Below are 21,609 nucleotides of genomic sequence, written 5' to 3'. Positions count from 1 at the left end.
TTTAAACTAACTTTGGATATTGACTATATGGGAAATTATTAAATGTCTACGAAATGAGATTACATTTGAATACCACTTCTAATAATACCGTGGTACCATTTGGCTACCAGCAAAAACTTGTTGGTGCGCTTCATAGGTGGATAGGCAAGGAAAATGATATTCACGACAGAATATCTCTTTATTCATTTTCCTGGTTGCAAGGAGCAAAGGTTATAAAGGATGGCCTTACCTTCCCCCAGGGTGCAAGTTTCTTCATTAGCTTTTATGATGATGATTACTTGCGTAAAATAATGAAAGCTATTCTTTCTGATCCCGCAATGTTCTCGGGATTGACTGTAAAAGACATAACCATTGAAGACACCCCTTATTTACAGGGAAGAGAACTGTTCTATTGTGGTAGTCCGATACTGATTAAAAGGAAACTTAATACTGGACATGTAAAACAGTTTACTTATGAAGATGCTGAAAGTAACAACTGGATGGAGGAAACCCTTCGTACAAAGATGCGCAATGCGGGACTACCTGAAGACGAGACCTTGCAGATATACTTTGACACGACGTATACTAAAAGAAAAATTAAGCTTGTCACTTATAGAGGTATAGGCAACAAAGCAAGCCTCTGTCCCATCATCATTCATGGGAAGGAGGAGACGTTGCATTTTGCTTGGAATGTGGGAATTGGCAATAGCACAGGTATTGGTTTCGGTTCAATATATTAATTCAGAATGATGTACATAGTGACTTATAAAGGTGTTTTCGGTTTTATTAAGCCTTGGACAGCCGTCAGAGATAGCGAGACGTTCAGTCAGCAATTTCTCACACCGTCTATTATAGAGGGTATAGAAAAGAAACTTTTTCCGATACTGCTTGACAAAAAAGGTATCTATAAGATACGACGTCATAAACTGAGTTATGAGTCAATGAGTATTCAGCAGGAAGTGACTCAGACCCGTGGATGGAATCACGGCAAGAATGGATACTACAGAGATCGTTCCATCTTGAACAGAGATATACTGCTGCGTCCTACACTGCTTTTAGCTTTTGACAGTAAAGAAGATGCTGTGGTAGCCTCCAAGCAACATATATGTTTGTGCAGGAATGAGGATATACTGTTACCAGAAGTCTGCGTGAAGGAAATGACGGAGGAACAGTTTTCCCAGTTTCCCGGTTTTGAATTGAGATTTGGTAAAAGCGAAAATTCTTTTCTTGTGGGTTATAATCGGTTTAATGACAATGATCCTATGTACGGCTGGATAGAATATGCTGGGCAGTCATTGCTTGGATAGTATGAACAGACACGATGAGATATTAGGTAAGAGTGCAAAGAACGGGTCAGTAACATTATATCGTCATCTGAGCGATGTAGCAGATGTAGCTGTTGCCATTGCACGGAATGAGGGTATGGACGAGAGTATCGCCCGTGAAGGAGCATGGCTGCATGACATTGGCAAATGCAGCCCATTGTTTCAATGCTCACTCAGTCCATCTTATATAAGGAAACCTGATGAGGTATTCCGACATGAGATAGCATCTTTGTTTTTTATATCATTAGTTCCTGAAGACCATCGTAAAGTTGTGATAGAGATGGTGGCCGCTCATCATAAATCGGCATATAAAGATGCGCGTGAGTTGGGAATAATAGATTTGGATGAAGATGAGGACTCCTTTCAGATTCATGCTAAGAGATTCTCAGAATGGGTTAATACAGCACTTGACATTCTGCAAAGTTTAGGCATGCAGATCCGTCCACTGTCATTGGAAGAAGCTGAAGCTAATTATGAAGAGGCAGTAGACTATTGTAGAGCTATGAAGTTCTGCTGTTCCCCATGGCGCGGACTGCTGATGGCTGCTGATCATATGGCTTCGGCCTTGGATAAACGTATGGAGATGCCTGTTTCACGGCTTTTTATCAAGCCCGATCTGTCATTTTATAATCGCAAGAGCCCACTTTATCCATTATCTCTTGTTTCAGCCGATGACCATCGCAAGAGTACAATAGTCACGGCGCCGACCGGTGCTGGCAAGACTGATTTCCTATTTCGGAGATGCCAAGGAAGGGTGTTCTACACGTTGCCTTTTCAGGCTTCCATCAATGCCATGTACGACAGGGTGAAAAAAGACCTTGCCGACACAAATGCACAGGTGTATCTTCTTCATTCCGCTTCGGGCATCAAGGTGAAAGGAGGCAAGGTGGAAGAGCAGATTATGCAGAGGCACGTAGGGGCTTCGGTAAAGATAATGACCCCACAGCAGATGGCATCTGTCGTGTTTGGTATCAAAGGATACGAGGCAATGGCATTGGATCTGAGAGGATGCGACGTGATACTTGACGAGATTCATACCTATTCGGATGTGATGCAGGCCATAGTGTTACGTATTATTGAGATTCTTGTAAGCTTGGGTTGCAGGATCCATGTAGGAACAGCGACGATGCCTTCCTTCCTTTATAAAAAGATCCTCGATTTATTGGGTGGAGAAGGATCTGTCTATCAAGTCTCGCTGCCGGAAGATACTTTGGTAACATTCAATCGCCATCGTATTTTCAAACTCATGTCAGCTGAAGATTCATTTGCGGTGATAAAGACAACTGTGGAAGAAAAGAGAAAGATACTGCTTGTGTGTAACCAGGTAAAGCGCGCGCAGCAACTTTTTGAAGATGTGTCCACGCTCTATCCAAACACGCCTGTAATGCTTATTCACAGCAGATATAAGAGAGCAGACCGCTCTTGCTTGGAAGAAGAGCTTAAAAGCCGGTTCAACCGGATGGATAGTGAAGCATGTATCGTGGTTTCTACGCAGGTGGTGGAGGTGAGCCTCGATATTAGCTTTGATATGATGATCACAGAGTGTGCACCGATAGACTCACTTATCCAGAGGTTTGGTCGAATAAACAGGAAACGTACCGAAGCTACCATTGGGCACTACAAACCGATTTATGTGATAGCACCACCCAACGACGATAAAGAGGCCTTGCCTTATAAGACAGAGATCCTGAAAAAATCGTTTGAGGTATTGCCGGATAGGGGCAATGTGCTTGAGGAAACAAATGTGCAGGCAATGATAGACGCCGTTTACCCTATAGAAAACTTCAAGAATATCGATTATAGCGGAGTGGTCTTTTCCAATGGAAAATGGCAGCTAAAAGGCCTCTGTCATTATCCAAAATCGGCATTGCTCGACATGCTGGATATCAACTCGGCAGTTTGCATTACTGAAGCCGATAAAGAGAAATATTTATCCTCTGATGCCATGGTGAGAACGGAGATGGAGATACCGATAAGCTATCATTCCATAGCGCACAGAAATTTTGACCAGATTGACCAGGGGCTGAGGCCGTTCATCATTCCCAATAAGGCCTATGACAAGCAGAAGGGTCTACTGATGGAAATGGCAGAAAGAGAATATTATCAATCTTACGAATTTCTTTAATAAATAGCATATAATTATGATAACATCAAATATAGGGCGAAAGTTCCTGAAAGCCTATAACGAAAAGTATCATACTCAATATGATGGGAAGACATTTTTTACATATGTCTTCTTCCCGTTGTTCTTTGACCATCATAAATATATGATGACTGCGGGAAACTCGCCGTTTGAGAATCCGAAAATCAGTTGGGAGAAAATGCTCAAAGGACAGATTCCTTTTGAGACAAAGGACAAAAGGGAGCATCGGTTCGAAGATTTTATAAATAAGGTAGAAAATGGATTCCTGGACGCCAGTGTGGCTTGGGGCTATCCAGCTTCGGATGAACGTGAATTTCAGACGACATCCAGTCAGAAAACGGATATCGACCTATCCATTGGTCAGGAAGATGTATATCTCTCCTGGGTAGGAGCAGCCTTGGGTGTAGGCGTGCAAGGTGGCATGTCTATCCTTTTTAATGATTCACAGGTTTGGCTCGATACTTTTGAAGGTTGGACATTTTATCGAAAGATACTCGACGGGACAGATTTATTGCGAGGTAATCAGATAAACACGTGGAACGGCCAATGGCTGGCGCATCGTTACGATGTATTGATGTATGCTGCCGACAATCCAATGGCAAACTTCAGTCCGTTCGACACTCCGAAGAATGAGATACTGTCAGTTGCCGTCGTGCCTTGGAACAACCTGATTGTCAATATGGCGCGGAGTTTGAAAAACCAACAGTTGTTGGGATATATATACAATTTTGGGCAGACCAACACTACTGTGGGCTTCATTCCTTTTTTCCTTGAGAAGATTCGTCGTCCCATGCAACTCTACCGTAAGCTGTTCGGTATTCAGAACTTTAAAAGTGCCCTTAAGCTGTGGGGAACGGCAGTGGGACTGCGGGAACTGTGTCGATCAGGTGCCATTGGGCTTAAGGCTATGGAACCTAAAGGGCTGAAACCGTACATGGATGGTAAAAAACTTCCCAAGAAGGCGCGGGATGAGAAAGAAACAGTTACTTATGATGTATACAAAACTTGGATATTAGCTATGTTAAACAATGAACAGTTATGGGACAAGTCCCAAGAGTTGGCCAAGATTCTTGAACAATGCTCTGTTAACAAGGATAAGGCGCTTAGTACAAAAGCAAGAAATGCGGTGAATAACGTTCTTGCTACAAACAACAAAAGAGGTTTTATTGATGCAATAACCTCTATCGTAGGCTCGCTGTCGGACCCTGCTTCGCTGTGTAGTATCGTAAAGGATGTGCATGAGATGCCTACCGACAATGTGCCTTACTTCCTTACGCTCGTACGTTTTCAGTATGCAGCTATCAATAATAAATAATATATATATGAATCAGAATCCTTTCATTTATCTCAGAGGGCTCAAGCATGCTGAGTTCACTGTGTTCTGTGTTGAAGATGGTCAGAAGAACTATTACGACCCTCAGTTTGGTGTGCGTGTGCCTTATTCAAGTGGGCAGCAAGTAAAGCGTTCCGTTATGGCAGCACTGACTGATACACTTCACGTAGAGCCTTCACCTACAACGTTCGTATTTGACAAAGACAAAAGAGGAACATTGGGAGAGGGAGAAGTGCTATCGGTTTGCGATCCTCACTATGTGGATCAGCTCTTAGGTGGATGGATGAGAACACCTAAGGGGGGCAAAGAAAAGACTTTGAAACGTAGAAGTCCGCTAAGCATCTCTGCCATGACACCTTTGCACCCGTTGCTTGCCGCTGTACCGAAAGAGAATATCAGCTTCGACAGAACAGACCGGCCCGATGTTCATAAGGTTGTGGTGAGAGACGCCGACGGTAAAGAACTGTCGGAGGAACAGATTGAGATGTTTCTGAACGGGGCTGACCGTAGTTTTCTTAGAAAGTGGATTCCGGACAATGCTCGTGCTACAGGCCTCTTTACCTACAATGTCTCTATTGACCTGAGACGCCTGTTTTCAGTGACTGTCAATCAATTGGAACCGGAAATTTCTGTTGATATGATAGAACAACTTAAGAAAGACAGTTGGAAGGAGTCAAAAAACGTGTTTGGTCAATGCCTCGTCATGCCGCGAGAGAAGAGGGAAGAAGTGATACCTGCTCTTGCTGATGCCCTTATCAACTGGCACATCTCTTCCAACCAGTCGCGCACTTTCAGTCTGATGGAAACGCTTGCCATTGCCATAAGCGACAACGCCAACACGTTAGCTGCGGCAATACGTGCTAAGTTGATTGATGATGTCAATCATCCAAAGGCTAAGCCCATTGTTGATGAGCATGCCGGAGCCGATGTGTTTGTTACCCTTCCTTGTGCCAACTATATTGTCACTGAGAGTGAGAGTTCTGATGCATTGCGGAAAGCGAAAGAAGATCTTGTAAAGCGGCTCTCCGACTTCGACTATGAAAACCAATTCTGACTAGCGATTTTGACTGTTATAAGGGAGCCTTTTCAAATAGGCTCCCGCTTTGCCTATGACAATTACCGGCACTCATTTCAACTATTATCAGCTCTGCCATCGCAAGCTATGGCTGTTTGCCAATGGTATCAATATGGAGCAGGAGTCGGACCTCGTGTATGAAGGGAAACTGATTCACCAGGAGAGCTACCCACAGCGGTCCTCAAAATATGAGGAAGTGGAGATAGATGGCATCAAGGTCGACTACTATGATGCTAAACATAAGGTTATCCATGAGATCAAAAAGTCGAACAAGGTTGACAAAGCTCATGAATGGCAACTGAAATACTATATGTATGTTTTTGAGCAACATGGCGTGGAAGGTGTGAAGGGGCTCCTTGAATATCCTGAGATGCGGAAGACAGAAGAGGTCATCTTGTCGGATGCTGACAGGGAAGAGATAAGGAAGATGATGACGGAAATAAGCGATATCATTGGTCATGAAGGATGTCCGTCTAGGGTGAAGAAGGGCATTTGTAAGAACTGTAGTTACTATGAGTTCTGTTATTCTGATGAACCGGATATGAATAAAGATAATGAGGAGGGTAAGAAATGAAGCGAACTTTCTATTTATTTAATCCCGGTATCATGGAGCGTAGGGACAACACCTTGAAGTATACACCGGTAACTCAGGACGAAAAGGGAGATGAGATAGTCCAACAGTCTCGCTTTATTCCTGTGGAAGACGTATCTGAGCTCTATGTCTTTGGCAGTTTGAGGGCAAACAGTGCCTTTTACAGTTTCCTTGGACAAAAAGATATCCCTGTGCATTTCTTCGATTATTATAAGAACTACACCGGTAGTTTTATGCCCCGGGATGGACTGCTCTCTGGCAAGGCTTTGCTCGAACAGGTGAAGGCTTATCAGAATAAGAAGCGGCGTACGGACATTGCCCGGAAGTTTATTCAAGGTGCAGCATGGAATATGGTGCTGAACTTAAACTACTACAATCGGCGTGGGAAAGACCTGCAGCAGTATATTGATGATATAAAGGCATTGGCTGAGACCTTGGCGGATGCAGAAGATGTAGAGGAAGTGATGGGGATAGAGGGCAACATACGAAAGATCTATTATTCGGCCTTCGACATTATTCTTGATGACTTTACAATGGGCGCTCGTACCAAGCAACCGCCGGAGAATGAGGTTAACGCCCTTATTTCTTTTGGTAACATGATATGTTATACGGAGACGTTAAGGGCTATTCATCAGACACAGCTCAATCCGACGATAAGCTACTTGCACTCGCCGGGAGAAAGGCGCTATTCACTGTGCCTTGATATCTCGGAGATCTTCAAGCCTATCATCGTCGACCGTGTCATCTTCAGGGTCCTCAATAAGCATGCTTTGGGCAAACAGCATTTTGACCATGAGCTGAATTCGTGTCTGCTCAATCAGAAAGGCAAGATGATCTTTGTTAAAGCGATGGAAGAACGATATGATGAAACCTTCCGTCACCGTTCCCTCGGACGAAATGTGAGCTACAGACATCTCATCAAACTGGAATGCTATAAACTGCTGAAGGATATCCTTGGGATAGAAGTGTACAAACCGTTTAGAATGTACTGGTAGCTTATGTATGTGATATTGGTCTATGATGTCGGTCAGAAGCGGGTCGCCAAGATGCTTAAGCTCTGCCGGCAGTATCTGTCTTGGATACAGAACTCGGTCTTTGAAGGAGAGATCTCCGAGCCGAAGCTCCGTGAGCTTAAAGCCAAGATCCAAGACATCTATGAGCCGAGGGAGGACAGTGTGATCGTTTTTTCCAATAAGATGAGCTATAACATGGATAAGAAGATCCTTGGTAAGGAGCGCATGTCAACTGATAACTTCCTCTGAAAGTTGTCGATGTAGGTCTCAGCCGTCTCCTTATTTACTTCAACGACACACCAAAATGCTCTTTGACATGTTGAAACAATAGTAGATAAAGGGAGTTGTCGTAGACCGCCTTTCCTAATATTTTCTCACATCGACATGTTTTTTTGTCATTTTTCTGTATCTTTGCACTCACAAACCCCAGTAAACAGTGACCTTCGTCTTCTTGTCGATGTGGGTTTTAATCGCACCTTTATGGAATTGAAACCGAGAAGCTCCATAAGGCTATCAAGACAAAACAGGTTTTAATCGCACCTTTATGGAATTGAAACGTGGTTCCTAACTCGGAAGAGTGGTACGACCAACAGAGTTTTAATCGCACCTTTATGGAATTGAAACAGTGGTTACTAGGTGATTATCAGCGTCAATTGCTTGTTTTAATCGCACCTTTATGGAATTGAAACGTTGATTGATGATGATGTTGATTTTCGCGTTGTAGGTTTTAATCGCACCTTTATGGAATTGAAACGAAGCAGAAGAAGAACCTATTTTTCCGGGTTTCATATGTTTTAATCGCACCTTTATGGAATTGAAACCGAGAAATCGCAGAAGCAGTCAAATCAACAGAATGTTTTAATCGCACCTTTATGGAATTGAAACGCATCAGGAACAGTGAAACCAAAATGCGCAGAGACCGTTTTAATCGCACCTTTATGGAATTGAAACAAGGAAGTTTCTTTAACAACGCGGGAATTACAATCAACGTTTTAATCGCACCTTTATGGAATTGAAACTGAGGTTGCGCTGAAGCTCTTTTACGCTCTGGGAAGTTTTAATCGCACCTTTATGGAATTGAAACTAGCTTGTGCAGTAGCAAGAACACCTTGCTTTTGAAGGTTTTAATCGCACCTTTATGGAATTGAAACAGAGCCTGCTGCGTAGAAACAGCAGCATTCTGAAGTTTTAATCGCACCTTTATGGAATTGAAACTAATATATATATATACATAAGTCTCTCGAAACAAAAAAGTTTTAATCGCACCTTTATGGAATTGAAACTACGCTGGCGCATGACGGTAGTCAGCTTCGTCTGAGTTTTAATCGCACCTTTATGGAATTGAAACTAGGTCGCTACTTGCCCTTTTTTTTTGAATCATCCGGTTTTAATCGCACCTTTATGGAATTGAAACCTCAGTACCGTCTGCACAGGCTCGCCGGCTGACAGTTTTAATCGCACCTTTATGGAATTGAAACATCAGGTGCTTTTGCTCCTCGACGGACGGATTGAGTTTTAATCGCACCTTTATGGAATTGAAACTGATCAGCCAGCGGCTCTCAACGACCATCCCCGTGTTTTAATCGCACCTTTATGGAATTGAAACCCCTTAATAGTTGTTCGGTTCGTGTTAATGATAAGTTTTAATCGCACCTTTATGGAATTGAAACGCTCCTGCGGCTGGTGGCTCTGCTGCACCTCCGTGTTTTAATCGCACCTTTATGGAATTGAAACACGTGCATATCTACTCCGAGTGTCTCACAAGTTCGGGTTTTAATCGCACCTTTATGGAATTGAAACCGATGAATCTGACCGCGAATGTGTCGACATCGATGGTTTTAATCGCACCTTTATGGAATTGAAACTGGTGACACGGAGCGTGTCGATGCACTCCAACGTGTTTTAATCGCACCTTTATGGAATTGAAACCCGTGAGAGAATGAGGGGTGATGTCATCACGGGTGTTTTAATCGCACCTTTATGGAATTGAAACAAATGCGCAGAAATCTGAGACTTATAATCAGACTTAGTTTTAATCGCACCTTTATGGAATTGAAACAAATGAGTTAGAACGAAGCGAGTATCAACGAGCAGTTTTAATCGCACCTTTATGGAATTGAAACTTCGACGATTAGTCAAAGCAGAATACTGTTGAACGTTTTAATCGCACCTTTATGGAATTGAAACTAACGATTAGACAAAACTGTAGAAGCGTACTGAGGTTTTAATCGCACCTTTATGGAATTGAAACGATTGTCTGTGATGGATTCGTTAAGAATCCGTCTGTTTTAATCGCACCTTTATGGAATTGAAACAGGTTTGCTTGCAGGTAAAGGTGTGATTAACGGTAATGGTTTTAATCGCACCTTTATGGAATTGAAACACTGCTTCTACTGATTCTTTTAATAATCAGTCGTTTCGTTTTAATCGCACCTTTATGGAATTGAAACACGCGATGATGAGTGTATCGGCTACGGCAAGCAAGTTTTAATCGCACCTTTATGGAATTGAAACTCGCGATATTGTAGAGGATAACCTTGTTTGCAACGTTTTAATCGCACCTTTATGGAATTGAAACTTGAGCGCGTCTGCGATAGCCTTCCATTCGGCGGGGTTTTAATCGCACCTTTATGGAATTGAAACGGAGGAGAATGACTGGTTCGGTGCAACAGGGTTGGATAGTTTTAATCGCACCTTTATGGAATTGAAACCAGTATCAAGTGACGGCACTATCTCCTATACTTCGTTTTAATCGCACCTTTATGGAATTGAAACAGGCTACCGATGCGAGCAACTCCGTGGTATCCGAGTTTTAATCGCACCTTTATGGAATTGAAACAAAGCATCAATACGTGCTCCCTCACAACAGGCAAGTTTTAATCGCACCTTTATGGAATTGAAACAATGGTTTTCAAGAAAACCAAAAAAACCAAATGGTGTTTTAATCGCACCTTTATGGAATTGAAACACACGGGAAAGTATTCTGCTGCGACCAACACGGGGTTTTAATCGCACCTTTATGGAATTGAAACTAAGGTGTTGCTCTCCGTTGCGGGCGAAGTAGACGGTTTTAATCGCACCTTTATGGAATTGAAACGTGGTTGTTAGGTGATTATCAGCGTCAATTATTGCTTGTTTTAATCGCACCTTTATGGAATTGAAACTGCGAGGAATGGACAAACTGGTGAACATTATCAAGTTTTAATCGCACCTTTATGGAATTGAAACGCCCTCATCACGCGTACAGTCATCGACACGGCGGTGTTTTAATCGCACCTTTATGGAATTGAAACAAATTCCACCCCTCACCTCCAAGTAGGACTGGGTGAGTTTTAATCGCACCTTTATGGAATTGAAACGAAGCCTTATCAGGGCAGGGGCGGAGGTGGTTCTTCAGTTTTAATCGCACCTTTATGGAATTGAAACGGTTAAGAAGGCGCAGATGGCCTTTGCCAGTATAGAGTTTTAATCGCACCTTTATGGAATTGAAACGGAGGTCATCAGGCAGCAGCAGGCGATGATGAAGGTTTTAATCGCACCTTTATGGAATTGAAACATAGATATGGACGGTATGATTGCTGGAGGAACGGATGGTTTTAATCGCACCTTTATGGAATTGAAACACGGAAACGTGACAACAGAAGTCACGCACATGGCGTTTTAATCGCACCTTTATGGAATTGAAACTCTAAACGACAGTTTAAGCGAGGTGTTTCCCACCCGTTTTAATCGCACCTTTATGGAATTGAAACACTGAATCATGTGCTCTCGGTTCTGTTTCGTTGTCTGTTTTAATCGCACCTTTATGGAATTGAAACGAAGAAGAAAATTTAGGACTACGAAGCGTACGTTCGTTTTAATCGCACCTTTATGGAATTGAAACAGTCATGGAGACGTCATTCGAGGTGGAGAAGGTAGTTTTAATCGCACCTTTATGGAATTGAAACTGGTGAGTCATAGCCGCTGCGGTAAGACTGTGAGAGTTTTAATCGCACCTTTATGGAATTGAAACTTTGGTCGGTGAAGTTCAGATGTGCTCCGCTCTGTGTTTTAATCGCACCTTTATGGAATTGAAACCATGGAAGGATCAGCACAAGCGAAGATGGAAGAAAGTTTTAATCGCACCTTTATGGAATTGAAACCTGTTATGTTCGTCTAACGATGGCAAAGTTAGTATGTTTTAATCGCACCTTTATGGAATTGAAACAGCAAGTCCTGAAGCGGAAGTAGAACCTATCTTGCGTTTTAATCGCACCTTTATGGAATTGAAACATAACTTCATTGACTATGTAAATAAGGGCATTGACAGTTTTAATCGCACCTTTATGGAATTGAAACAAAAAAGAAGAGGTAGATAAGGACGGCATACCTTGTTTTAATCGCACCTTTATGGAATTGAAACCTGCGCGTCCGACTGTCCTTTTATACCTTTAATCTGTTTTAATCGCACCTTTATGGAATTGAAACCTACAGACAATCTGAGAAGCATCATCATAAACGCAAGTTTTAATCGCACCTTTATGGAATTGAAACAAATGCGCAGAAATCTGAGATTTATAATCACTTTTAGTTTTAATCGCACCTTTATGGAATTGAAACCTCAAAACAGAAGAAGCATACTGAGAGATACCAGGTTTTAATCGCACCTTTATGGAATTGAAACACTATCAGCATTCAAATAAGCATCATGAATCTGAGAGTTTTAATCGCACCTTTATGGAATTGAAACTTCGCATATACCAAATTCGGATTCAGGCCAGCAGCGTTTTAATCGCACCTTTATGGAATTGAAACTTGCGCATCCGACTGTCCTTTAATACCTCTAATCGTTTTAATCGCACCTTTATGGAATTGAAACTGCGAGATGACATAAAGATGACACCTTTGAGAAGGGTTTTAATCGCACCTTTATGGAATTGAAACTTGTGCATCCGACTGTCCTTTAATACCTCTAATCTGTTTTAATCGCACCTTTATGGAATTGAAACGTTGTACACGCTTATCGAGTCCAGTCTCGGCTCGTAGGTTTTAATCGCACCTTTATGGAATTGAAACAAGATTCAATTGTAAAGCATGAAGACGGCACGTGGAGTTTTAATCGCACCTTTATGGAATTGAAACGCAGATAGTCCGTGAAATTCTGATAGAAGTATTTGAGTTTTAATCGCACCTTTATGGAATTGAAACTACAGGCGTACGCATTACTGGATCGTGTTGCTTTGTTTTAATCGCACCTTTATGGAATTGAAACTCCCGTTCGTCCCGCCGTTGATGGCTTTCGTCAGGTTTTAATCGCACCTTTATGGAATTGAAACGGCCGTTAAGTCAATGTCACCCCCCAAAAAATTGTGGTTTTAATCGCACCTTTATGGAATTGAAACATAGATTTTGACATTTTTTCCTGATATTCAGCATGTTTTAATCGCACCTTTATGGAATTGAAACAGATGAGACGATAAAACAGTAGAAGCATACTGCGAGTTTTAATCGCACCTTTATGGAATTGAAACTTGATATACCTCTGCGGCTTCTTGCCTGAAGGCGGTTTTAATCGCACCTTTATGGAATTGAAACGAAGGATGGTCGAAGACCTTCTGGTCTATCATAATGTTTTAATCGCACCTTTATGGAATTGAAACGTCGTAGCTTCTTTCCTTCGCCCTCATCCATGCCGTGTTTTAATCGCACCTTTATGGAATTGAAACATCTTGACGATCGTGACATCCTGGTTATGACGGAGTTTTAATCGCACCTTTATGGAATTGAAACTACGGAGCCCGGCGAGCATATCGATGCACTTGCAAGTTTTAATCGCACCTTTATGGAATTGAAACTACTGATGAATAAATAAAGCTGATTCATTATCATGTTTTAATCGCACCTTTATGGAATTGAAACTACGTGTGAGCTTGTCAAGTACTTGCGGCATATATCTGTTTTAATCGCACCTTTATGGAATTGAAACTTTCAAGTACCATCCTCCACACTTCGGGCTCTACGTTTTAATCGCACCTTTATGGAATTGAAACCATCATGAAGCACGACAGGGGTGACTTCATGATGTGTTTTAATCGCACCTTTATGGAATTGAAACTGCTGTTGTTGAGGGAGCTGATGTCGTCATCCAGCGTTTTAATCGCACCTTTATGGAATTGAAACGGCCATCACGGGGCAGAAGAAGAACGGCAAGAGCGTTTTAATCGCACCTCTATGGAATTGAAACGTGTGCATCTGGAAGACGAAGAGGTCGCGTGCCTGTTTTAATCGCACCTTTATGGAATTGAAACAAATTTATCCGGTGACCATCATCGTCATCATCATGTTTTAATCGCACCTTTATGGAATTGAAACCTCGTACTGCTGATGATCGTGTAAAAGGTATTAAGTTTTAATCGCACCTTTATGGAATTGAAACTCGTACGGGAGGTGAAGGCGGGCGTGGCAGAAGCCAGTTTTAATCGCACCTTTATGGAATTGAAACGGCCATCACGGGGCAGAAGAAGAACGGCAAGAGCATTTTAATCGCACCTTTATGGAATTGAAACTGAGGCAATACGGAAGGAGTTCGAAGACTGCAACAGTTTTAATCGCACCTTTATGGAATTGAAACACTCTTCCTGGCCTCAGCCCCGCCCTGCACGAGTTTGTTTTAATCGCACCTTTATGGAATTGAAACCGCCGAGGTATTTGTCTGGAGTGTTTTTCAGCGTCGTTTTAATCGCACCTTTATGGAATTGAAACGACAAATCTCACCATCTGGGGTAAGGCGGTGTTTGTTTTAATCGCACCTTTATGGAATTGAAACATGAAAATCACTTCGGGGTATCGGTGCCTTGAGCTTGTTTTAATCGCACCTTTATGGAATTGAAACCAGGATATCGGCGCGTAGGGGAGAGCGCGGCGGTGGTTTTAATCGCACCTTTATGGAATTGAAACTATTGCACGAAACGCGCACGCGGCAGCCATGAAAGGGTTTTAATCGCACCTTTATGGAATTGAAACTCATGCGCAGGAACCTCGATATATGCGTATATCGATAGTTTTAATCGCACCTTTATGGAATTGAAACTCTAAAAAACCCCGTCTACCCCCCCGCAGATCCTGTTTTAATCGCACCTTTATGGAATTGAAACTTTAAAGGAGGCATATTGCACGGACGGAATCAACGTTTTAATCGCACCTTTATGGAATTGAAACGGAATAACGATTTTGTTCGCCGATGCATAGAACCGTTTTAATCGCACCTTTATGGAATTGAAACCGAAGCCGTAGGCGAGCGCCAACGGGGGCGGAGTGTTTTAATCGCACCTTTATGGAATTGAAACATTGAGACCGAGATAAGCAAGTTCTTTGCAACGGGTTTTAATCGCACCTTTATGGAATTGAAACTAAGGAGTTGTAATTACATGCAATATGTCATTTTGTTTTAATCGCACCTTTATGGAATTGAAACGGACAAGCAGGAATACAAGCAGGATATCTTCTACAGTTTTAATCGCACCTTTATGGAATTGAAACGAATCTGGTCAAAGAACAAAGACAATGCGGTGTCTGTTTTAATCGCACCTTTATGGAATTGAAACATACACTGTATTAAGCATAAGCCCGCAATCGTCGAGTTTTAATCGCACCTTTATGGAATTGAAACGAGTGTGTCACGCTTCTTCATCAGCTCTGCCTTCTTCTGTTTTAATCGCACCTTTATGGAATTGAAACAAAAGAAGGTCATACACTGCCAGTGAAGCCACCTGTTTTAATCGCACCTTTATGGAATTGAAACAAAATTAAAAGTGTCGAATTTTTAATTTTATTCAGTTTTAATCGCACCTTTATGGAATTGAAACTCCCATGCTCGAAGAGGGCGAGGAATACAACGGCTGTTTTAATCGCACCTTTATGGAATTGAAACGCGAAACAAAGATCATCGTCCGGATTAAACTTGGACCAGTTTTAATCGCATCTTTATGGAATTGAAACAGGGTTTCAACTACGTGAAGCTGTCGGACCTTTATGTTTTAATCGCACCTTTATGGAATTGAAACACTTTAGATACTCTTTGGCTGTATCCTGACATGTGTTTTAATCGCACCTTTATGGAATTGAAACTGCGACATTTGCGCCCCAGCTGCTCGGCTGCTATCAGGTTTTAATCGCACCTTTATGGAATTGAAACCTGTTTATGCTTCACAGTGACAAACTGTTCAGAAGTTTTAATCGCACCTTTATGGAATTGAAACAGGAAGGAAGAGGTAGATAAGGACGGCATACCTTTGTTTTAATCGCACCTTTATGGAATTGAAACTCTTGTGATAATCATTTTTCTTATTCGCAAAAATAAGTTTTAATCGCACCTTTATGGAATTGAAACTATTATTATGATACTATCAATATTCTACTGTTATGTTTTAATCGCACCTTTATGGAATTGAAACTTGGCTCACGCCCCATGTCCTCTATCCCCAGCATGGTTTTAATCGCACCTTTATGGAATTGAAACTGAAGCGCAGCCTCACGGAAGGATGAAGAAAGGCTCAGTTTTAATCGCACCTTTATGGAATTGAAACAACGGCGGAGCGGAGGCGGCGGCGAAGCGCCCGCAGCCGTTTTAATCGCACCTTTATGGAATTGAAACGTAGTCATGCGGCAGGATATCGGCGCGTAGGCAAAGTTTTAATCGCACCTTTATGGAATTGAAACATGCTACTTTTAAATTTGTGTTTTTCACTTCTCTGTTTTAATCGCACCTTTATGGAATTGAAACGAGTTTGATAGTTTAGGTTTTGAGCCTGTTAGGTTGGTTTTAATCGCACCTTTATGGAATTGAAACTACTCACCGACAGCGAAATACTTGAAATTACTCGGTTTTAATCGCACCTTTATGGAATTGAAACTAGCTCTCAAGCTCCTCAGAACGCAATCCAGCACTGTTTTAATCGCACCTTTATGGAATTGAAACATCAATATCACAAAGACGCTTGGAAGTGGAGAAATGGTTTTAATCGCACCTTTATGGAATTGAAACGAGCCCATACAGGTATCAAAAAGAATAGCTGTAACGTTTTAATCGCACCTTTATGGAATTGAAACTGTTGAGAGAAGCGCCTTTACGCAAGAGCAGTAAGGGTTTTAATCGCACCTTTATGGAATTGAAACAAGGGTGAGGGGTGATTACATAGATAAACAACAAAGTTTTAATCGCACCTTTATGGAATTGAAACTTGATATGATTGATAATTTATACATTAACGAGTTTGTTTTAATCGCACCTTTATGGAATTGAAACGGAACAGGAAGAGAATGCCAAGGCACTCTTTCATGGGTTTTAATGGCTCAGTACCAATAGTCCGTGGATAGATTAACTTTATTATCCGAAGATCGTTGCAACTCTGTACATGAAGAAAGGAAGGTCTTGTATACCTCTGACTTGTGCTCTGAAGCCCTTCGTCTTTGAGTTGAGGGACTCTGCAGAAGCATTGGTCGATCTGTTGTTAAAGTAGTTAAGAACTTCCTCCTCTCTGTACTTGATAGCATCCCTGGCTACTTTGATCTCACGCAGGTTGGAGTTAGCTACACGCTGATACCACTCATGCAGTTTCACTCTTGCAGTCTCCTTGTTAAGGCTCTTATCTCTGAAGATAGCTCTAAGACTGCACACATGTCCGTATGCTTCCTTTATCTTCGGATGCATGTCGAACAGCAGGTTGGCTCTTTCCCTTTGCTTCTCGCCCCATTTGTCACCGCTTTGCATAAGTAGGTACCGGCTCCTCGTAAGCAGTTCTACATGAGTATCACCGTTGGACAGTTCTTCGGGCTTGAACCGCTGATTAAGTCGCATCGGCTTACGGCCACGCTTCTTGCCCTTGTAGTTCTTCGGATGGTTCTTCCTGTAGTACTTGCGGCGTTTGGCACGCTTCTCGAGTTTTTTTCTGTGTTCAGTCTTCTGTTTGTTCTGCTCCTTTATGGCTTCGCGCTTCTCTCTCAGACGGACCTCCTCTACGGCATCTGTACAGCGCTTGATGATGTGGAAGCAGTCTACGACAATCTCTGCGTTAGGGAACGCTTTGGTGGCTATGGTATACATGCTGTCTGAGAAGTCCATCGTAACCTCTTTTACAGCAAGACGTTTCTCTTCAGGTATCTGCATCAGGACCTTGATGACATCAGACGCCTTAGTTCCGCTCACAGAGGCAACAAGAGTACCGTGCTTACCGTGTCCTGCCTTGTTGGATTCAAACGTTCTGAGGTCTTCATGAAGCAGAGTCTCATCGATACTCAGGCAATCTCCCATGTTCTCAGGAAGCAACACCCACTCAGCTGCGTGGTCAACCTGATCCCAGTCTTTGAAGCCGCTCAGACAGTCCTTATACGCCCGTTCAAGTTGGCGACCGTCAATCTTGTAGATCTGCGCCACGGAACGTGCCGTGACCGGGTACGTATCCAAATATTTTTTTTAAGACATCAGCGAACTCCTTCGAGTAGCTGGTGCCGTTGGCAACTAAATCATAGCGATTAAGAACTACATTATGGCCTTCACTGTCTATCCATCGGCGACGTCGCACATGCAGGATGACCTTGCGGTCACGTACAGGGAAGTCTGTCACTTCACGGCTCTCTGTGAATCCGTTAGGCTTAAGGTCATGCCACTCATCAGAGCGTGTATCTCGCTCATCAAGATAGATGTGGAGCTTGATCTTCTCTGCTCCGGTCTCTGCATATTTACCTGTATGCTCTTCGCTGACGTCTGTCACGTCAAAGAAATCCAAGATACCATCTGGAAGCAGAAAGCTAGCCAGAGTCTTATAGTCGAATGTAGAAGTCTTCTTTCCCATGAGTGCAAAGGTAATGCTTTCTCATTGCATTCATCACACAGACAGACAAGAAAAAACAGGCTAACTCGGCAGCAGAGGCTCAGACAAAGCTGGTTTTAATCGCACCTTTATGGAATTGAAACTGAGAAGCTGAACGGTACCGACATCAAGACATTCAGGTTTTAATCGCACCTTTATGGAATTGAAACAGGACACCCGCACCCCGAAACAAAAGGAGGCGTTGTTTTAATCGCACCTTTATGGAATTGAAACCCATCAAATTATCACAATATACGGGGTATGAGTTTGTTTTAATCGCACCTTTATGGAATTGAAACCACAACAGGCAAGTGAGTTGCCCACTGACTGAAAGTTTTAATCGCACCTTTATGGAATTGAAACTGAAGAAGTGCTACATCGATACAGCCGACACGGGGTTTTAATCGCACCTTTATGGAATTGAAACTACAACCAAATTCAAGCAAAACAACCATTTGCTTGTGTTTTAATCGCACCTTTATGGAATTGAAACTACATAGAGGTAAGCATAGAGCGAGGTCGATGTGGAGTTTTAATCGCACCTTTATGGAATTGAAACAGAGGTAGCATCGTGGTACAAAGGAGGCTTACCGGTTTTAATCGCACCTTTATGGAATTGAAACAGCCCGACTACTCAATCAAGTAATGAGGATTTTCGTTTTAATCGCACCTTTATGGAATTGAAACTAAGTCGCTGATACGTGATGCCAACCGCATACATGTTTTAATCGCACCTTTATGGAATTGAAACTTGCTACGCTTCGTGAGTTCTTTAACCCAACTTGCAGCTTTTAGCCCATATGTCCGGCAAGACTCTTAAACTTTGTCAACAAAATCACTATTTTGACCGATATTTGCCCGATTTTCCGCTCTTTTGGACTGTTTCCCTCGTAAAAAATATTAAGCGATTCGTTACCCCCCTAAAATGTGTGGTACATCGGGTGTTGCATGGTGCCAAGATTTTACCTAACTTTGCACCGATGTATATCAAGGTCCAAACAAGAACAAAAGTCGGTACCGACGGGAAGAAGCATTCCTTCGTTTACCCGAGGCTGTACGAGTCTTACCGTGATTGTGACGGTAAGATTCGCCAGCATTATCTCATACCGCTTGATCTTGACGATCTTCCGTCCTGGAAAGATCGCTATGCCATGTGTCATGTCCTTAATGACATGGTAGTCAATGGTCCTTCTCTCCATCTCAATGAGACTCCAGTCACCTGTAAGGCCAGAGAGGTTTACGGTCAGCTTGCCGAAAAGGGCTTGCTGGGTGATGCAAAGAAGATTGAGGAGAAGAACCGGCGGCAGCAAGCTGCAGCTCTTGTCGAAGAGTCCTTGAAGAATGTCCGGCCCCGTCAGGCAGGAGCTGAGTTTGTTTGCCTCGAAGCCCTGAGGCGTCTGAAACTGAGAAGCTTTCTGTCTTCCAAAGGATGGAGTAAGAGCAAGATCGACCTTGCGATGATACAGATTGCCGCACGCGCTATCTATCCTTTTTCTGAGCATAAAACAGTCAGACTTCTTCGTGACAACTCTGCTCTTTGTGAGTTCTTTGGCATAGAGCCGAAAGAGATTACCAAGGACAAGCTCTACAGAAGTTCTCTCGACCTTTATTCTCTTCACGACGACATTGAAGACTACCTCCATGATCGTGTATGCTGCATGTTCGAACTCGAAGACACTGTATATCTTTTTGACTTGACCAACGCATACATGGAGTCTACGAAGATATCTAAGCTCCGTCAGTTCAGCCGTAGCAAGGAGAAGAGGACCGATTGTCCGATAGTCGTTCTTGGAGCAGTTGTCAACAAGGATGGCTTTCTGGTTCGTACCATGATCTTCTCTGGCAATACTGCCGACTGTGCGACAATGCAAGATATGATGAAGTCATTGAATCCTCCTTCTTCAGATGGAAAGAAGAAAATCGTAGTCATGGATGCGGGCATATCAATTGAGGATAACCTGAAGTGGCTCCGCGAGAACGGTTATGACTATATAACCGTGCGTCGTGGTGGTTCAACTGATGACTATAAGATCATTGGTGACCATACAGTTACTGTAGAGGATGTCAAACACCAGAGTATAGAGATCCAGTTCGCCGAGATCGAGAATCTCAATGATACGTTGTTGCTCGTTGACAGCCATGCCAAGACTCTCAAGGAAAAGAGTATGCATGACAAAGCTGCATGTCGTTTTGAGGATGGCCTGAAGGCCATCCAGAAAGGTATCATGACTAAAGGTGGAACGAAGAAACGTGACAAGGTCAATGAGCGCCTTGGCAGATTGAAGGAACGCTGTTCATCTGTACAGAAGGATTATGATATCACCTTTACCTATGACGACAAGGATGTTGTGACAGATATGACTTGGACCCGTAATCCGGAGAAAGTATCTCTTCGTAGCAGTGGTGAGGGTAAGTACTTGGTACAAACCAGCCTCAAGGGGTATAGTGAACAGCAGATCTGGGAGTTTTATAATGTCATTAGAAGGGTCGAAGCTGTCTTTGAAACCTTGAAGACCGATTTGGACATCCGTCCTATCTATCATCAGAGCGATGAAGCCATCAAGGCCCATTTCAATCTGGCCGTACTTGCTTACTGGGTGGTATCAACTACGCAATATCAGTTGCGACGGAAGGGATGCAAGATGTCATGGCAGGAGGTAAAGAGAATTGCCAGTACACAAATTGTAGTAAGCACTATCGCTAAGCGGATTGACGGTAATGAGGTAGAAGTACGGCAATGTACAGAGCCTGAGCAGCTGCTCTCTGATCTATACAAGAAGCTCGAGTTGACCTCTCCGCCGTTAAAACGAAGGCGAAAAATTTGTGTGGTACATTTTTCTGAAGTCAAAAAAATCGATACTTGAAAATCAGAGAGTTAGACGCCTATAGGCTGCAAGTTGGGTTAAGCTTACGGAGGTTTTAATCGCACCTTTATGGAATTGAAACTCGCGTAGTCGTGCTCATACAGGGCACACACGTCGTTTTAATCGCACCTTTATGGAATTGAAACTTTTCCGAGCTGTACGGTTGAAAATCCCATCATCCAACCATGCGATAGCTGATTTTCTGTTTTGTGATCCATTCTTCGATTTCTCCGTTAATCATTGACGCGGTAATTACGGCAAGTGCACTGCTCCCTTTTTCTGACCATGCCATGCCGTTGTGCTTTTGGCGCATTGCCACGACTAAGTCATTAGCTTTCTCTACGCGGTTACTTGAAATTCGGAGTTTCAATTCATGGCGCAACGCATAGCATGTTAAGTTGGGGGACTTGCGACATATATAATCTTTGAGTTCTTCTA

General features: G+C 42.7%; 12 protein-coding genes and 2 CRISPR repeat arrays. Of the genes, 9 read left to right on the top strand and 3 right to left on the bottom strand.

Annotation, left to right across the window (positions count from 1 at the left end):
* The first annotated feature begins 53 nt into the window (after positions 1-53).
* The 8 genes from cas6 to cas2 are packed head-to-tail and all read left to right on the top strand — an operon-like array spanning position 54 to position 7,709.
* Positions 54-719: a CRISPR-associated endoribonuclease Cas6 gene (cas6, locus tag PREMU_RS10335; RefSeq protein ID WP_007575141.1), complete on the top strand. Its 666-nt coding sequence runs from the start codon at positions 54-56 to the stop codon at positions 717-719.
* 9 nt (positions 720-728) lie between these two features.
* Positions 729-1,286 carry an RNA-binding protein gene (locus PREMU_RS10330; RefSeq protein ID WP_007575139.1) on the top strand — a complete coding sequence of 186 codons (558 nt, stop codon included), beginning with the start codon at positions 729-731 and terminating at the stop codon, positions 1,284-1,286.
* A 1-nt stretch (position 1,287) separates the two neighbouring features.
* Positions 1,288-3,429, top strand: coding sequence for a CRISPR-associated helicase/endonuclease Cas3 (locus tag PREMU_RS10325; RefSeq protein WP_007575137.1), 2,142 nt, complete (start codon positions 1,288-1,290; stop codon positions 3,427-3,429).
* A 16-nt stretch (positions 3,430-3,445) separates the two neighbouring features.
* On the top strand, positions 3,446-4,762 hold the full coding sequence (locus PREMU_RS10320; protein WP_007575135.1) for a hypothetical protein: 1,317 nt from the start codon (positions 3,446-3,448) through the stop codon (positions 4,760-4,762).
* Positions 4,763-4,769: 7 nt separating this feature from the next.
* Positions 4,770-5,834 (top strand): hypothetical protein, encoded by a 1,065-nt coding sequence (locus PREMU_RS10315; protein WP_007575133.1) that lies wholly within the window; start codon positions 4,770-4,772, stop codon positions 5,832-5,834.
* 55 nt (positions 5,835-5,889) lie between these two features.
* On the top strand, positions 5,890-6,429 hold the full coding sequence (gene cas4, locus PREMU_RS10310) for a CRISPR-associated protein Cas4 (RefSeq protein ID WP_007575131.1): 540 nt from the start codon (positions 5,890-5,892) through the stop codon (positions 6,427-6,429).
* Positions 6,426-7,442, top strand: a complete 1,017-nt coding sequence (gene cas1b, locus PREMU_RS10305) for a type I-B CRISPR-associated endonuclease Cas1b (RefSeq protein WP_007575129.1) — start codon at positions 6,426-6,428, stop codon at positions 7,440-7,442. The genes cas4 and cas1b overlap by 4 nt, the downstream gene beginning before the upstream one ends.
* Before the next feature lie 3 nt (positions 7,443-7,445).
* Positions 7,446-7,709 (top strand): CRISPR-associated endonuclease Cas2, encoded by a 264-nt coding sequence (gene cas2, locus PREMU_RS10300; RefSeq protein WP_007575128.1) that lies wholly within the window; start codon positions 7,446-7,448, stop codon positions 7,707-7,709.
* Positions 7,710-7,923: 214 nt separating this feature from the next.
* Positions 7,924-16,743: direct repeats of the CRISPR family, unit length 30 nt; unit sequence GTTTTAATCGCACCTTTATGGAATTGAAAC.
* Positions 16,744-16,824: 81 nt separating this feature from the next.
* Here the strand turns inward: cas2 and PREMU_RS10295 are convergent.
* Complete coding sequence (locus tag PREMU_RS10295) at positions 16,825-17,901, bottom strand: transposase (protein ID WP_040558298.1); 1,077 nt, start codon at positions 17,899-17,901, stop codon at positions 16,825-16,827.
* On the bottom strand, positions 17,849-18,289 hold the full coding sequence (locus tag PREMU_RS15730; protein ID WP_050796365.1) for an ISAon1 family transposase N-terminal region protein: 441 nt from the start codon (positions 18,287-18,289) through the stop codon (positions 17,849-17,851). Before PREMU_RS15730 ends, PREMU_RS10295 begins: the two co-directional genes overlap by 53 nt.
* A 92-nt stretch (positions 18,290-18,381) precedes the next feature.
* Positions 18,382-19,058: direct repeats of the CRISPR family, unit length 30 nt; unit sequence GTTTTAATCGCACCTTTATGGAATTGAAAC.
* Positions 19,059-19,287: 229 nt separating this feature from the next.
* Here PREMU_RS15730 and PREMU_RS10285 point away from each other — a divergent pair.
* Positions 19,288-21,171: an IS1634 family transposase gene (locus tag PREMU_RS10285; RefSeq protein WP_050796413.1), complete on the top strand. Its 1,884-nt coding sequence runs from the start codon at positions 19,288-19,290 to the stop codon at positions 21,169-21,171.
* A 175-nt stretch (positions 21,172-21,346) separates the two neighbouring features.
* Here the strand turns inward: PREMU_RS10285 and PREMU_RS15305 are convergent.
* Positions 21,347-21,609, bottom strand: a 263-nt coding sequence (locus tag PREMU_RS15305; protein WP_007575123.1) for a hypothetical protein, incomplete at its 5' end; no start/stop codon positions are given.

This window comes from Hallella multisaccharivorax DSM 17128 (assembly GCF_000218235.1).
GTDB classification, from domain to species: Bacteria; Bacteroidota; Bacteroidia; order Bacteroidales; family Bacteroidaceae; genus Prevotella; species Prevotella multisaccharivorax.
The sequence above is the reverse complement of the archived record's forward strand: the minus strand, read 5'-3'. Positions and strand labels throughout refer to the sequence as shown.

What these genes read in the sequence shown, in the direction of transcription:
- cas6 (WP_007575141.1), top strand. Translation starts at nt 54, where the DNA reads ATGAGATTACATTTGAATACCACTTCTAATAATACCGTGGTACCATTT.
- PREMU_RS10330 (WP_007575139.1), top strand. Translation starts at nt 729, where the DNA reads ATGTACATAGTGACTTATAAAGGTGTTTTCGGTTTTATTAAGCCTTGG.
- PREMU_RS10325 (WP_007575137.1), top strand. Translation starts at nt 1,288, where the DNA reads ATGAACAGACACGATGAGATATTAGGTAAGAGTGCAAAGAACGGGTCA.
- PREMU_RS10320 (WP_007575135.1), top strand. Translation starts at nt 3,446, where the DNA reads ATGATAACATCAAATATAGGGCGAAAGTTCCTGAAAGCCTATAACGAA.
- PREMU_RS10315 (WP_007575133.1), top strand. Translation starts at nt 4,770, where the DNA reads ATGAATCAGAATCCTTTCATTTATCTCAGAGGGCTCAAGCATGCTGAG.
- cas4 (WP_007575131.1), top strand. Translation starts at nt 5,890, where the DNA reads ATGACAATTACCGGCACTCATTTCAACTATTATCAGCTCTGCCATCGC.
- cas1b (WP_007575129.1), top strand. Translation starts at nt 6,426, where the DNA reads ATGAAGCGAACTTTCTATTTATTTAATCCCGGTATCATGGAGCGTAGG.
- cas2 (WP_007575128.1), top strand. Translation starts at nt 7,446, where the DNA reads ATGTATGTGATATTGGTCTATGATGTCGGTCAGAAGCGGGTCGCCAAG.
- PREMU_RS15730 (WP_050796365.1), bottom strand. Translation starts at nt 18,289, where the DNA reads ATGGGAAAGAAGACTTCTACATTCGACTATAAGACTCTGGCTAGCTTT.
- PREMU_RS10285 (WP_050796413.1), top strand. Translation starts at nt 19,288, where the DNA reads ATGTATATCAAGGTCCAAACAAGAACAAAAGTCGGTACCGACGGGAAG.